The organism is Microvirga puerhi (genome assembly GCF_020089865.1).
Classification (GTDB): Bacteria; Pseudomonadota; Alphaproteobacteria; order Rhizobiales; family Beijerinckiaceae; genus Microvirga; species Microvirga puerhi.
Genome location: NZ_JAIRBM010000009.1, coordinates 152,973 through 167,034, shown reverse-complemented (window position 1 = coordinate 167,034; position 14,062 = coordinate 152,973). Strand labels below are relative to the sequence as shown.

The following is a 14,062-nucleotide window of genomic DNA, read 5'->3' as shown; positions in this document are numbered from 1 at the left end:
TTGAAGGACCGGAACTGTACGGTTCCGGTCCTTTTTTATGTCCTGACGTTTGGAAAACGGGGGAGGGGCTGCTATTTCTCCCTTCCGCCATTCGCGTCGCCCTTAAGTCGGAACCGAATGATCAAGCTCGACAAAACTTTTTGAAGCGATTCTTTCCTTGCAGAAAGTGACCCGCCCGCCGGATTCAATCCTGTCTCAGAAACGGCGCCGCCAGTCCCTCTTCCGCGGGCGGATGACCCTCGCCATGGGGTTTCTGGGCATCGCCTTCATCGTCGTCACCTTTGCCTTCATCGCCTGGGAGCAGCGTAGCCGCCTGATCCAGCGGGATGTGGACGATATCCGGAACAATGCCTTCTTCCTCGCCGATCATGCGGCGCGCCTTCTGGAGGTGACAGATGTCGCCCTGCGTCAGACTGCTGCACTCGTGGAGACCGAAAGCACCCTGGCCCACGAGCCGGCGCGAGCGCTCTGGGAGCAGCTGCGCGCCGTCAAGCAGGCTCTGCCCTATATCGAGGACATCTGGCTGAATGATCCGGAAGGCAAGCTTCTCCTGACGACCGCCGGGTTTCCGACACCCGCCTCCCATGCCAGCGATCGCGATGCCTTCCAGGCTCAGGTGGGGTCAGATCAGGGCCTCTTCGTCGGAGAGCCGATCATCGGGCGGGTAACAAAGACTCCGACCTTTATGGTCAGCCGTCGCCTGCAGCATCCCGACGGGAGTTTTCACGGTGTCGCCTCCGTGACCGTCTCTCTCGCCTATTTCAACGATTACTGGTCAAGGCTGCGTCTTCCTGCCAAGAGCCGGGTCAGCTTATTCCGCGCCAGCGATGGCAAGGTCATTGCTCAGCATCCTTCGGACCCAGGCAGCATTTCTTTCCTTCCGATCGACAAGCCGTCTTTCGACAAGGCGGTGTCCATCGATCCCGAGGCCGGCTTTTATACAGCTGCCAACGAGGGCAGGGAGCGGCTCGGTGCCTACCACAGGCTTGGAGAATTTCCGCTCTACGTCAGGGTCAGCATCCCGGCGGATGCCTATTGGAATCCCTGGGTCGACCAGATCCGGATCTACGGCTCCTTCGCGCTGTTCGCGCTGATCGCCTTGCTCGCGCTTATGGCCGTTGCCGCCCATCAATTCCAGGAGCAGGCGGCCAATGCGGCGCTGCTCGAGAAGGAAGTAACGCTGCGCACCAGCGAGCTGCGGAAAGAGACGGGTGCGTTGGAGGTGCTGAACCGGACAGGCCGCGCGCTGGCGGCCGAGCTCGATTTCGACAAGATCGCCCAATATGTGATCGATGCAGGCGTCGAGCTGACGGGCGCGCAGATCGGTGCTTTTTTCTATCACGTGGACGAGCATATGCGTGCCGGCGACAAGGGCGGCCCGCGCGCCATGCCTTACGCGATTTCAGGCGAGCTCAGCGGCTCCTTCGCCGATATCGCCATGGTCCGGCACACGTCGATCTTCGCCCCGACGCTGGTCGAGGGGAAAATCGTGCGATCGGACGATATCACTGCCGATCCACGATACGGCCAGAACGCTCCCCATGGCGGTGCTCCCGATTGGCACCCGCTCCTTCGCAGCTATCTTGCCGTTCCGGTGATCTCGCGAACCGGAATCATCGAGGGGGCCCTCCTGTTTGGTCATGAAAAGCCGCGGATCTTCACTAGCCGTGCGGAGCGGCTGGTCGTGGGGCTTGCCGGTCAGGCAGCCATCGCACTTGAAAACAGCAATCTCTACAAGGCAGCGCAGCACGAGATCGATGAGCGCAGGCAGGCGCAGAAGCAGCAATCTCTGCTGATCCGCGAGCTGCATCATCGGGTCAAGAACACGCTCGCAACGGTTCAGGCCGTCGTCGGGGCAACTGCGCGTTCCACCTCGAGCATCGAGGATTTCTATGCGGCCTTCGTCGGCCGCATCATCTCGCTCGCCAACACGCACTCCCTCCTGACCGAAGCCATATGGCAGACGGCGTCGCTGCGTGAGATCCTGGAGAAGGAGCTGAGCCCCTACAATGATGGGACTGGCGAGAGGATCGTCCTGGACGGCCCCCCCGTAGAGCTTCCCTCGGAAGCGGCTGTGCCCATCGGCATGGCGGTCCATGAGTTGACCACCAATGCCGCCAAATACGGGGCGCTCTCCGTCGCTTCCGGCCGCGTTGCCGTTCGCTGGGAATCTGCCGTGGAACCGGATGGGTTGCGGCTCAGGCTGACCTGGACGGAGCAGGGTGGGCCGTCCGTTGCGTCCCCGAAACGGCAAGGGTTTGGATCGCGCTTGCTGCACCGGGTTCTCGCAACGCAGCTCAACGCAGCGGTCCAGATGGATTTCGAGCCTTCCGGCTTGAAGGTTTCCCTGAATGCCCTTCTTCGGCCTGGCGGCTTCCCCTCTTCTTCCATCTGAGGTGCTTCGCGAGCCGCTCACGGAGCTGTGGCCGGGCGCGGCCCGAGGTCCTGTTGGCTGCCGACGCGGAAACACCTATCTAGAGCCACATCAAAAAGGCGCGGCGCGCCAAGGGGCCCCTCGATGAATGAAACTGTCAAGCTTGCCGATCTCAGCCAGGGGGTCCGTCCGGTGGACCATCCGACGATCAGGAGCGGACGGATCGGGGTGCTTCTCCTCAACCTCGGCACGCCGGAAGGCACCGGCTATTGGCCGATGCGCCGCTATCTGAAGGAATTTCTGTCTGACCGGCGCGTTATCGAGACGCCACGGCTCCTGTGGTGGCCGATTCTCAATCTCATCATCCTCACGACCCGGCCGGGTCGGAAGGGACGCGATTACGCCACGATCTGGAACAACGAGCGCGACGAAGGACCGCTCAAGACCATCACCCGCGCACAGGCCGAGGATCTTGCCCGGCATCTGAAGAGTGTTGCCGGTGATCGGATCACTGTCGACTGGGCCATGCGCTATGGCAAACCGGAGGTTCGCGAGCGCATTCAGGCGTTGCTGGATGAGGGCTGCGACCGCATTCTCTTGGTGCCGCTTTATCCGCAATACTCCGCCGCCACCTCCGCGACGGCCTGCGATCACGCCTTCCGGGCCTTGATGGACATGCGCTGGCAGCCTTCGGTGCGGGTATCGCCCCCCTATCATGACGATCCGGTCTATATCGATGCGGTCGTGTCGTCGATGAAGCGTGAACTCGCAAAACTGCCCTTCGAGCCGGAGGTGATCCTCGTCTCCTTCCATGGCGTTCCGAAGGAATATCTCCTGAAAGGCGATCCCTATCATTGCCACTGCGTGAAGACATGGCGCCTGATGCGCGAGGCCTTCGGTTGGCCTGCCGACACATTCCGCATGAGCTTCCAGTCCCGCTTCGGCACGGCGGAATGGCTCCAGCCCTATACGGACAAGACGGTGCAGGCATTGGCCGAGAGCGGTGTCAAGCGTCTCGCCATCGTGGCTCCCGGCTTCTCGGCAGACTGCCTGGAAACGCTCGAGGAGCTCGACGGTGAGAACCGCGAGATCTTCATGCATCACGGGGGCGAGCAATTCGCCTATCTGCCGTGCCTCAACGACAGCGAAGACGGCATGCGAGTGATCCGCCACATTGCGGAGCGCGAACTTCAGGGCTGGATCTAGGACGAAACATCGTCGGACGGGCTAATCGGCCGCTAAACCTGCGGCCGATTCTTACTGCAATTCCTTTGCGGAAGAACCGAATAACGAACGTAAATCTCTTCGATTTCGAACAACATTTCAAATCTTTTCAAGAAAATATTCACCCTTTCCGGGGCATGACAGATTGGCCTGATTTCTTCGCGTCAGAGCGGCGCGAGCCTCCACGGCGATGTGGCGGGCCTCCTGAACTGATATGCGTGCCCTACGATCCCTCTCCATTCGTGCCAAGCTGATCGGCACGTTTTCCTTCTTCGTCCTGCTGCTTCTGGTGCTCGGCTTCATCAGCCTACGTGGTCTCCGGGACATCAATCAGCAGACGGCTGAAATCGCCGATAGCTGGCTGGTTTCGTCACAGAGGATCGGGGCCCTCAACGCCGACGTTCGTGAGTTCCAGACGATCGTCCTGCGCCATATGCTCGCCAACGGCGAAGAAGCGCAGGAGATCGAGGAGGGGATCTCCTGGCGGCTCGACAACATCAACGAATCCACGAGAGCCTATGAAAAAACGATCGATCGCGCAGAGGATCGTAAGCAGTTCGAGGAATTCAAGAAGCTCTGGATCGACTATGATCGGGAAGCCCGGACCGTGCTCGAGTTGTCCCGCAACGGTGAGGTTGCGAAGGCTCGGGATCTCAACTCCCAGAAGGCCGTTCCGATCGCCGAGCAGATGAGTTCCGCACTGACGCGCATGACGAAATGGAACCGCGACAATGCCAATGCGGCGCGGACGCAGGCCTCCGATGTCTATTCCAATGTCCAGAGCCTGACGCTCGGCGTTCTCGCCATCGGAACAATCGTGGCGATGGCTTTGGCAACGCTCCTCATCCGCTCGATCTCTCGCGGCATCGCGTCGGTGACGTATCCGATGGGGCTGCTGGCGCAGGGCGATTTGGCGGCGGCCATTCCGTTCCGCGGCCAGAAGACCGAACTCGGCACGATTGCCGACGCCGTTCAGGTCTTCAAGGAGGCGCTCATCGCCAAGCAGGCGGCAGACGAAGCGGCTGCGCTGGAAGCCGACGCGAAGATGCGGCGGGCGCTGAAACTCGATGAACTCACGCGACGTTTCGAGGCGAATGTGTCCGCTCTGACAGAGGGACTGGCGGGCGCTGCGACCGAGATGGAGATGACGGCCCAGGGCATGACGACCATTGCGGATCAGACCAATCGGCAATCGGTGCATGTGGCGACGGCCGCCGCCCAGACTTCCGCCAACGTGCAGACGGTCGCCGCCGCCACGGAGGAGATGTCCATTTCCATCCAGGAGATTGCATCCCAGGTCACGCAATCCTCGCACATCGCCAGCAGAGCGGTCGATGGCGCGAAGCGCACCAATGAGACCGTCCAGGCCCTGGCCGGAACGGCCGAGAAGATCGGCAATGTCATCGCTCTCATCAACAACATCGCCGGACAGACCAACCTGCTGGCGCTGAACGCCACCATCGAAGCGGCCCGGGCCGGCGAAGCGGGACGCGGCTTCGCGGTCGTTGCGAGCGAGGTCAAGGACCTGGCGAGCCAGACGGCAAAGGCGACGGAGGAGATCGGCGCACAGATCGTCAGCGTGCAGCAGGCCACTCAGGACGTGGTCGCTGCGATCCATGAAATCGCACAGACGATCACCGAGATGTCGCAGATCTCGACGGGCATTGCGGCGGCTATCGAAGAGCAGGGCGCTGCCACGCAGGAGATTTCCCGCAACGTTCAGGAAGCCGCCCGCGGTACCGAGCAGGTGACGGGCAGCATCGGCGAAGTGCAGTCGGGTGCCGGAGAGACCGGTGCGGCGGCGACGCAGGTGCTCGGTGCGGCGCAGGAACTGGCGCGCCAGTCGGAAAGCCTGAGCCGCGAGGTGGCGGACTTCCTGTCGGACGTGAAAGCAGCTTAGGAGCGAAACAGCCCGGTCTCTTGTCCGGCGACCTTCCTCCATTGAGAAGACTGATCGGCCTCGAAGTGGATGTGCTTCGGGGCCGACGCTTTTGAACGGAGGCCATTGCTCGGCACGGTCGCGCTCTAGAGCTGTTTCCACTGACGAGGAAGCATCCCTTTTCTTTGGCAGGATGCATTTTTTGACGGCGAACCGGGCCCACTTCGCTGAAAATGCTTTAGGCGCTTCCTACGGTTTGGGATAGGTTGAAGATCCTGCAACTCCGTTGCCTGGAGGCCGTCCTGTGTTGAGTGGTTTCGATATCTTCGTCATCGTTCTCGTCTTCGTCGTCATTCTGACGATCGCGATGGGAATCAGGACGGTTCCGCAGGGCTATGCCTATACGGTGGAGCGCTTCGGCCGCTATTCGCGCACCTTGAGCCCGGGCCTCGGCCTCATCGTCCCCTACGTGGAGCAGATCGGCAAGAAGGTGAACGTCATGGAGCAGGTCCTCGACGTTCCGAGCCAGGAAGCTTTCACCCGCGACAATGCGGGCGTCACCATCGATGCGGTCGCTTTCTTTCAAGTACTCGATGCGGCGCGCGCCTCCTATGAGGTCTCAAACCTCAACCAGGCGCTCCTCGTCCTCACCATGACCAATATCCGCACTGTGGTGGGCTCGATGGATCTCGATCAGCTCCTGTCTCACCGGGATGAGATCAATGAGCGTCTCCTGCGGGTGGTCGATGCGGCGGCATCGCCCTGGGGCGCGAAGGTCACCCGCGTGGAGATCAAGGATATCGTGCCGCCGGCAGATCTGGCCGGCGCCATGGCCCGTCAGATGAAGGCGGAACGGGACAAGCGCGCCGCAGTCCTCGAAGCGGAAGGCATGCGCCAGTCAGAAATCCTGCGCGCCGAGGGACAGAAACAATCGCAGATTCTGGCAGCGGAAGGTCGCAAGGAGGCGGCGTTCCGAGATGCTGAGGCGCGCGAGCGTCAGGCGGAGGCGGAAGCGAAAGCCACCACGATGGTGAGCGACGCGATCACTCGCGGCGATCTGTCGGCGGCGAACTTCCTGGTCGCGGAGAAATACATCGATGCGATCCGCGCGCTCGCCACGGCGCCCAATCAGAAAGTCGTCATCGTCCCCATCGAGGCGGCGGGACTTGCCGGGACCCTCGGCGGCATCGCTGAATTGACGAGATCGGTCTTCGGAGACGGAGGCAGTGCGCAGAAGCCGGCACGCAGCGTGCCTGCCGTCGTCGGCGGAGCAGAGCGTCCATGATCGTCGAGGCCTTTATGAGGCTCGGCGCCTGGGCCTGGATCATTTTGGGCCTTCTTCTCGCCGGTGTCGAACTTCTGGCGCCGGGAGTCTTCTTCATCTGGCTTGGGCTGGCGGCTCTCGTCACAGGCGTCATCGACGGCATTTTCGGCCTCTCGTGGCAGGCCTCCGCCCTCGTCTTCGCTGTTCTCTCGGTTAGTGCAGTCCTCGTCGGACGGGCCCTGACGCGTCCGAGGCTGCAGCCGGACACCCAGGCCGAATTCCTTAACCGTCGCGGCGAATCCCTCGTGGGGCGTGTCTTCGTCCTCGAAGCGCCGATCAGAGACGGCGAGGGACGCATCCGTGTCGATGACAGTTCCTGGCGCGTCACCGGCGCAGACCGGTTCGCCGGCGCCCGGGTCCGTGTCGTCAAGGTCGAGGGCTCGACCCTCGTGGTGGATGATCCTTAGGCTGCTCCGACACGCAGAAGATCGAGATAATGCACGAGGCCGACCGGACGACGGTTCTCGACGACGATCAGCGCCGTGATCTTGGAGCTTTCCTGAATCTCGAGAGCCGAGGCCAGGAGATCGTCCGGAGCAATGGTGCGCGGCGTCCTGGTCATCACGGCGGTAACGGGCAAGGTACCGAGATCGGGCCTCAGGTTTCGGCGCAGGTCCCCGTCGGTGACGATCCCGGCGAGTGTGCCGTCCGGATGGACCACGATCACGGATCCGAAGCCCTTGCGGCCGATCTCTTCGATCGCCTCGCCCATGAGCGCGTCGGCTCCGACGATGGGCAGGCGTTCGTTCTGATGCATGACGTCGCGAACGAGCTTGAGACGCGCGCCGAGCTTCCCGCCCGGGTGGAAGACCCGGAAATGCTCCGCCGTGAATCCACGCTTTTCGAGGAGCGCTACGGCTAACGCATCTCCGAGGGCAAGCGTCATGGTGGTGGAGGTGGTCGGAGCCAGCCCGTTGGGACAGGCCTCGTTAGCCTTGGGCATGGTCAGGCAGATATCGGCAGCGCGGCCGAGCGTCGAGGCCGTATTCGATGTTAGCGCGATCAACAGGACCCGGAAGCGCTTGGCATAGGCGATGATGTCGGCAAGCTCGGTAGCCTCGCCGGACCAGGACAGGGCAACGATCACGTCGTCCGGCTGCACCATGCCGAGATCGCCATGGCTGGCTTCGGCGGGATGAACGTAATGGGCTGGCGTGCCGGTCGAGGCGAGCGTCGCGACGATCTTGCGCGCGATATGGCCCGATTTGCCGATGCCGGTGACGATGACCCGGCCGCGCGCGGCCGCGATCCGCTCGACCGCGTCCGAGAAAAGGGCTCCCAGGCCGCCGTCGAGGGCCTCCATGAGGGCGGAGAGGCCATCCCGCTCGGTGGCAAGGGTGCGCAGAGCCGAGGACACGGCTTGGTCAGGAGAGGAGGGGAGAAGCGATGCTGATGCCATGGCCGCCCCTCTAGCATGGAGCGGCGGCCGGGCAAAAGTCGGCCATCGGGCTATTTCTGCCGCAGCAGCGCTTCGAGCTCCTGGCGGAATTCGGCGCTGAGGTCGCCGCGCTCTAGGGCATAGGCGACGTTGGCCATCAGGAATCCGATCTTGGATCCGGTGTCGTAGGTCTTGCCCTCATACTTCATGCCGAAGAATTTCTGATCCTTCATGAGGCGGATCATCGAGTCCGTCAGCTGGATCTCGTTGCCGGCGCCGCGCTCCTGCGTCGAAAGCAGGTCGAAGATTTCCGGCTGCAGGATATAGCGGCCGGAGATGATGTAGTTCGACGGCGCCGTTCCCTTCGGCGGCTTCTCCACCATGCCGGTGATCTCGAAGGTCTGGCCGAATTCCGCGCCGACCGAGACGATTCCGTATTGATGGGTCTGGTCGTGCGGCACCTCCTCGACGGCGATGACATTGCCGCCATGCTTTTCGTAGGCGTCGATCATCTGGGCCACGGAGCCACGGCTTAGCATGTCCGGCAGGAGGACGGCGAAGGGCTCGTCGCCCACCAGTTCACGAGCACACCAGACCGCGTGGCCGAGCCCGAGGGGCTCCTGTTGGCGGGTGAAGCTCGTCTGGCCCGCGTCGAACTGATCCTTGGCGAGAGCTTCCAATTCCTTCGTCTTGTTGCGGCTCTCGAGCGTCCTATTGAGCTCATAGGCGATGTCGAAATGGTCCTCGATCACGGCCTTGTTGCGGCCGGTCACGAAGATGAAGTGCTCGATGCCGGCGGCGCGGGCATCATCCACAACGTGCTGCACGACGGGACGATCCACGACGCAGAGCATCTCCTTCGGAACGGCCTTGGTGGCTGGAAGGAAACGGGTGCCGAGACCGGCGACGGGCAGAACTGCTTTACGGATGCGCTTCATAGATTCGGCCATTGGGAAGAGACGTCTCTTAGGGAGGAACGAGAGAGAGGAACTGTCAAGGTTCGACCTTCATATAACGCCCAAGTGAAGGTCTTGTTGCAGTTGGGCGTCTTTCCCTTTTGCCTGCGGCGACCTGAATTGTGGCTGAAGCCCTAACGTTAATCCGGTGCTTGAATTCCGGTCCTGAGACACCTGTCTCCCTCTCTTTTGCTGCTGCCGACCGCCGAATGGCGCGCGGAAAGCCGCACCGAGCCCCTCTATCAACCGCCTGTTAACCTCCATAAGGTCGCATGAGGGGATCCAAGACTTCACTTCCGAGCGGGAGCGACCCACATGCAGCAGCCGATTCGACTGGTGCGCCGTATCCTCTGCGGCGCCTTTCTCCTGGGTGTCATCCTGTCTTCCGGGCCGGCCGCAGCACAGGGGACATTCCGCTCCTTCGTCGATGGGCTATGGCCGCAGGCGAAAGCGCGAGGCGTGTCCCGGGCGACCTTCGACGACGCCTTCCGTGGAGTGGAGCCCGATCCAAAGATCGTTGCGCTGACCAAGAAGCAGTCGGAATTCGTTCGGCCGATCTGGGACTATATCGAGGGTTCGGTATCGGCCCAGCGCCTGCAGCGTGGGCGGCAGATGGCCGCAGAATGGTCGCGGACGCTGGATATGGTCGAGCGCACCTATGGGGTCCCTCGCTCCGTCGTGCTCGGCGTATGGGGAATGGAAACCAATTTCGGAAGCTTCACCGGGTCGATCTACGTGGTTCGGGCCCTCGCGACGCTGGCCTATACCCGTTATCGCGGCGACTTCTTCAAGGACGAGCTTCTGACGGCGCTCCAGATTCTGGAGCAGGACCATATCGACCGCGACAAGATGCTGGGCTCCTGGGCCGGTGCCATGGGCCAGACGCAGTTCATGCCCTCAAGCTTCATGAAGTATGCAGTAGATGGCAACCGTGACGGCGTTCGTGACATCTGGTCGTCGGTGCCCGACGCTCTCGCCTCGACGGCCAATTACCTGCGCCGCCAGGGTTGGGAGCCGGGGCTGCCCTGGGGCTTCGAGGTGAAGCTGCCGAAAGGCTTCGATTTCCGCAACCTGCGGCAGGGTTTCTCCAGCTGGGCCGCGCTCGGCCTGCGTCGCGTCGATGGCAAGCCTCTGCCCCGTTCCGGCGAGGCGTTCCTGTTTCTGCCCGGGGGAGCGGGTGGTCCGAGCTTTCTGCTCACGGACAATTACGACGTGATCAAGTCCTACAACTCGTCCGATGCCTATGCGATGGGCGTGGCCCATCTCGGCGATCGGATCACGGGCGGAGGGCCGATTCAGGGTGCTTGGCCGAAGGACAAGCCTCTCCTCGACAAGGAGCAGCGGGAAGAGCTGCAGCAGCATCTCGCCGGGCTTGGCTTTTATGAGGGCGATGCGGATGGCAAGCTCGGCTCGAAAACCCGGGATGCGGTCCGGAACTTCCAGCTGAGGCGTGGCTTGATCCCGGACGGCTATGCCGACTTGGCCCTGTTGCGAGAATTGCGCGCGGCCCGCTGACGGGCCTCCGACGCAGCTCTATAATGCCGGCAGATCCGTTTTAGGAGATGGAACCGCCGATGAGGTTGTCGCCTGTGTCATTCCGATTGCTGTTCGTGCTGCCCTGTCTCCTGGGCGGCAGCCTTTCGGCCTGGGCACAGCCGGCCTATGGGCCCTATGGCTATCCGCCGCCTGCGGCACAAAGAGATCTGCGAGCGTATCCGCCGGGCTATTACCCCGGCAAACTCGTCCAGCCTGCCCAGCCACAGGGTTTCAGTCTGCGACGCCTTTTCGGCGTTCCGGATGAACCGCCGCCGCCCGTCTATCGACCGGTCGTGCGGCCGCGGCGTCCTGCTCCTCCGCCGGTCACGGTGACCCGTCAGGAAAAGCCTAAGACGAATGCGGTGACCCAGGTTGTCGTCTTTGGCGATGGACTCGCAGCATCCGTAGAGCAGGGCATCGCGGATCTCTATGCTGATTCGGAAGACGTCGCGGTCGTCCGCAAGACCAGAGATGATGGTGGCCTGCTACGCGCCGACCCGGACGAATGGCCGAAATTCATCCGGGAGGTCCTCGACAGCGGCCAGAAGGCCAGCCTCGCGGTCGTCATGATTGGGGCCAAGGACCGGGTTTCCTTCAAGGATCAGAGCGGCGATCACGATCCCCTGACGCCCGAATGGCGTGCAGCTTACCGCCAGCGCGTGGACGCGGTGATGCGGGCCTTCGCGGACCGGGGCATCCCCGTGGTCTGGATCGGTCTGCCACCCATGAAGAACGAGGCGATGTCCGAGGACCTCGTCGCCATGAACGAGATCTTCCGAGAGAGCGTTCAGCGCAGCGGTGGCACTTACGTGGATATCTGGGCCGGCTTCGTAGATGATGACAACCGCTATACGGCAATAGGCCCGGATACCGACGGTCAATCCGCCAAGCTCAGAAGCAACGACGGCGTCTCGTTCACCAAGGCGGGCGCCCGGAAGCTTGCACATTTCGCCGATACGGAAATCAAGCAGATCATCGCTGCCAGACAGCCAGGTGCCGCGAGTACCGCCGGGGCGCATCCGGTCGAGGGCGCACCCGGCGCATCGTCTCCATCTTCCATCGAGTCCGCATTGCCCGCACCGCCCGAGGCCGCGACTCCCGTCTCTCTGCCCTCGAAACCGCTGATCGGTCCCGTTCTGCCGCTCAACCGGCCGGACGTGACGCCGAGCGGGACCCTGGTCTCCACTACGCCGAAGCTCACTGGCGACCAGGCCTATCCGATCCAGAAGGCTCTGCGGGACGGTGTTGCTCCAAGCGCGCGCCCAGGCCGCGCGGACGACTTCCGCTGGCCGTCTCAGTAGACAGAAGCACAGATTGTCGCTGCTTGCGATACAATGTATTGTATCGTTATGGTGGTCATAGGAACGTTGCGAACGATTGCGCTTGCAGCCGTTTTCGGCTGTTGGGCACCCATTCTGATCTCACCGCTTTCCAAAGCCCAGGCTGAAGACGGGGCGGGGAATGGATGTGTGCTTGCGACACCTCAGCCCGTCTTCGCGAAGGGCGGCTTCAAACTCGATAAGAGCAAGGGGGCGGCTCGTGAAACTCTGCGGTTGAATGACGATGTCGTCGTACATCTTGAGCAGACCCAATGCGAATATCGCAATCAGACCTACGCGTTCGTTCTCAACGGTTTTCCCGACGCGATGAACATCATCGGCTGGGAATATCGAGTAGCGATTGAGCTTTTGTCTCTGCTTGAGACGCGGTCGGTTCCGAAGCTGAAATTCGCCGACGAGAAAAAGGCGCTGAAGGCCTATGAACAGCTTGTTGCTGATGCCAAACCAGGCGTCGACATCAACATCAAGCCGCCTCATGACCAGTTTTCTGAGTTGATCTCCATATCGGCGAAGGTCCTTGAGAAAGGGACCCGTATCTCGGTCAAGATTTGGAGTGGGCCCTACTGACGTGGGCCCACCGAACGTCGAGTTGATATAGACGGCTATCCTCGCCTGTACTCAGCGCGGCAGGTTGCTCGATCCTGTCAGGTATTCATCAATGGCACGGGCGGCCTGGCGGCCTTCGCGGATCGCCCAGACCACCAGTGACTGACCACGGCGCATGTCACCGGCGACGAAGACCTTTTCGCTCGTTGTCTTGTAATCCTGATCGCTGGCGACCACGTTGCCGCGTCGGTCGAGAGCGACGCCGGATTGGTCGAGAAGACCCTCCTTCACCGAGCCGGCGAAGCCGATCGCCAGAAACACGAGATCGGCCTTCAGGATGAACTCGGAGCCGGCAATGGGCTGGCGCTTCTCGTCGACACGGGCGCATTGCACACCCACGACCTTGCCCTTCTTGCCTTCGATGCCCAACGTCGCTGCCTGGAACTCGCGCTCGGCACCTTCTGCCTGACTCGACGAGGTGCGCATCTTCGTGGGCCAGTACGGCCATACGGTGAGCTTGTCCTCGCGCTCCGGAGGCTTGGGACGGATGTCGAGCTGCGTCACCGAGAGTGCGCCCTGGCGGAAGGCCGTGCCGACGCAATCCGATGCCGTGTCGCCGCCACCGATGACCACGACGTGCTTGCCTGCAGCCAGGATGGGTTCGCCGGTGACGTCTTCCTGTCCCAGCCGCTTGTTGGATTGGGTGAGATAAGGCATCGCGAAATGAACGCCCGCGAGATCCTGGCCCGGCAGATTGGGATTGCGCGGATCCTCAGCGCCGCCGGCGAAGAGCACCGCATCGTACTCGTTGTGGAGCGAGGCGAAGTTCTTGTCGACGCCGACATTGACGCCGCAATGGAACACGACACCCTCGGCTTCCATCTGCTTCACGCGGCGGTCGATGTGATACTTCTCCATTTTGAAGTCGGGGATGCCATAGCGCAGAAGCCCCCCGGGCTTCGCCTCGCGCTCATAGACATGCACTTCGTGGCCGGCACGCGCGAGCTGTTGCGCGGCGGCAAGTCCGGCGGGGCCCGAGCCGATGACCGCGACGCGCTTGCCTGTGGAGAACGAGACGATCTCCGGCTTGATCCAGCCCATCTCCCAGGCCTTGTCGGCGATGGCCTGTTCGATGGTCTTGATGGCGACCGGCTGGTTCTCGAGGTTGAGCGTGCACGCCTCCTCACACGGCGCCGGGCAGATGCGGCCCGTAAATTCCGGGAAGTTGTTGGTGGAGTGCAGGTTGCGCGCCGCTTCTTCCCAATCGTTCTGCCAGACCAGGTCGTTCCAGTCGGGAATCTGGTTGTTCACCGGACAGCCCGTCGGTCCGTGACAGAACGGAATGCCGCAATCCATGCAGCGCCCCGCCTGCTTTTTCAGGTCGTTGTCGTCGAGCGGCAGCGTGAATTCGCGGAAGTGACGGACGCGTTCGCCGGCGAGCTGATACTTCTGCTCCTGGCGGTCGTATTCGAGAAAGCCTGTGACCTTGCCCATTGGAATTGCCC

Annotated in this window: 11 protein-coding genes; 8 read left to right on the top strand and 3 right to left on the bottom strand. The window is 62.2% G+C overall.

Going from position 1 to position 14,062, the window contains the following annotated elements; translation table 11 throughout:
* The first annotated feature begins 166 nt into the window (after window positions 1–166).
* From K9B37_RS14010 to K9B37_RS13990, 5 genes are all read left to right on the top strand, one after another.
* The gene (locus K9B37_RS14010; protein WP_224313858.1) at window positions 167–2,395 is read left to right on the top strand and encodes an HWE histidine kinase domain-containing protein; all 2,229 of its coding nucleotides are present in this window, start codon (window positions 167–169) and stop codon (window positions 2,393–2,395) included.
* Between the two features lie 123 nt (window positions 2,396–2,518).
* Window positions 2,519–3,580, top strand: a complete 1,062-nt coding sequence (gene hemH / locus K9B37_RS14005) for a ferrochelatase (protein WP_224313763.1) — start codon at window positions 2,519–2,521, stop codon at window positions 3,578–3,580.
* A 232-nt stretch (window positions 3,581–3,812) separates the two neighbouring features.
* Complete coding sequence (locus K9B37_RS14000) at window positions 3,813–5,498, top strand: methyl-accepting chemotaxis protein (protein ID WP_224313762.1); 1,686 nt, start codon at window positions 3,813–3,815, stop codon at window positions 5,496–5,498.
* A 346-nt stretch (window positions 5,499–5,844) separates the two neighbouring features.
* Window positions 5,845–6,762, top strand: a complete 918-nt coding sequence (locus K9B37_RS13995) for an SPFH domain-containing protein (RefSeq protein WP_224313856.1) — start codon at window positions 5,845–5,847, stop codon at window positions 6,760–6,762.
* Window positions 6,759–7,208, top strand: coding sequence for an NfeD family protein (locus K9B37_RS13990; protein ID WP_224313760.1), 450 nt, complete (start codon window positions 6,759–6,761; stop codon window positions 7,206–7,208). The genes K9B37_RS13995 and K9B37_RS13990 overlap by 4 nt, the downstream gene beginning before the upstream one ends.
* Here the strand turns inward: K9B37_RS13990 and K9B37_RS13985 are convergent.
* Complete coding sequence (locus K9B37_RS13985; RefSeq protein WP_224313759.1) at window positions 7,205–8,200, bottom strand: KpsF/GutQ family sugar-phosphate isomerase; 996 nt, start codon at window positions 8,198–8,200, stop codon at window positions 7,205–7,207. The two genes, K9B37_RS13990 and K9B37_RS13985, sit on opposite strands and share 4 nt — an antisense overlap.
* Window positions 8,201–8,250: 50 nt before the next feature.
* The gene (galU, locus tag K9B37_RS13980; RefSeq protein WP_224313854.1) at window positions 8,251–9,117 is read right to left on the bottom strand and encodes a UTP--glucose-1-phosphate uridylyltransferase GalU; all 867 of its coding nucleotides are present in this window, start codon (window positions 9,115–9,117) and stop codon (window positions 8,251–8,253) included.
* Between the two features lie 333 nt (window positions 9,118–9,450).
* Here galU and K9B37_RS13975 point away from each other — a divergent pair, with 333 nt between their 5' ends.
* The 3 genes from K9B37_RS13975 (at window position 9,451) to K9B37_RS13965 (ending at window position 12,578) form a co-directional block, all read left to right on the top strand.
* On the top strand, window positions 9,451–10,650 hold the full coding sequence (locus K9B37_RS13975) for a lytic murein transglycosylase (protein WP_224313757.1): 1,200 nt from the start codon (window positions 9,451–9,453) through the stop codon (window positions 10,648–10,650).
* 59 nt (window positions 10,651–10,709) lie between these two features.
* Window positions 10,710–11,972 (top strand): SGNH/GDSL hydrolase family protein, encoded by a 1,263-nt coding sequence (locus K9B37_RS13970; RefSeq protein WP_224313755.1) that lies wholly within the window; start codon window positions 10,710–10,712, stop codon window positions 11,970–11,972.
* A 168-nt stretch (window positions 11,973–12,140) separates the two neighbouring features.
* Window positions 12,141–12,578 (top strand): hypothetical protein, encoded by a 438-nt coding sequence (locus K9B37_RS13965; RefSeq protein ID WP_224313754.1) that lies wholly within the window; start codon window positions 12,141–12,143, stop codon window positions 12,576–12,578.
* A 51-nt stretch (window positions 12,579–12,629) separates the two neighbouring features.
* Here K9B37_RS13965 and K9B37_RS13960 read toward each other — a convergent pair whose 3' ends face one another.
* Window positions 12,630–14,051, bottom strand: coding sequence for a glutamate synthase subunit beta (locus tag K9B37_RS13960; protein ID WP_224313752.1), 1,422 nt, complete (start codon window positions 14,049–14,051; stop codon window positions 12,630–12,632).
* Window positions 14,052–14,062 lie beyond the last annotated feature (11 nt).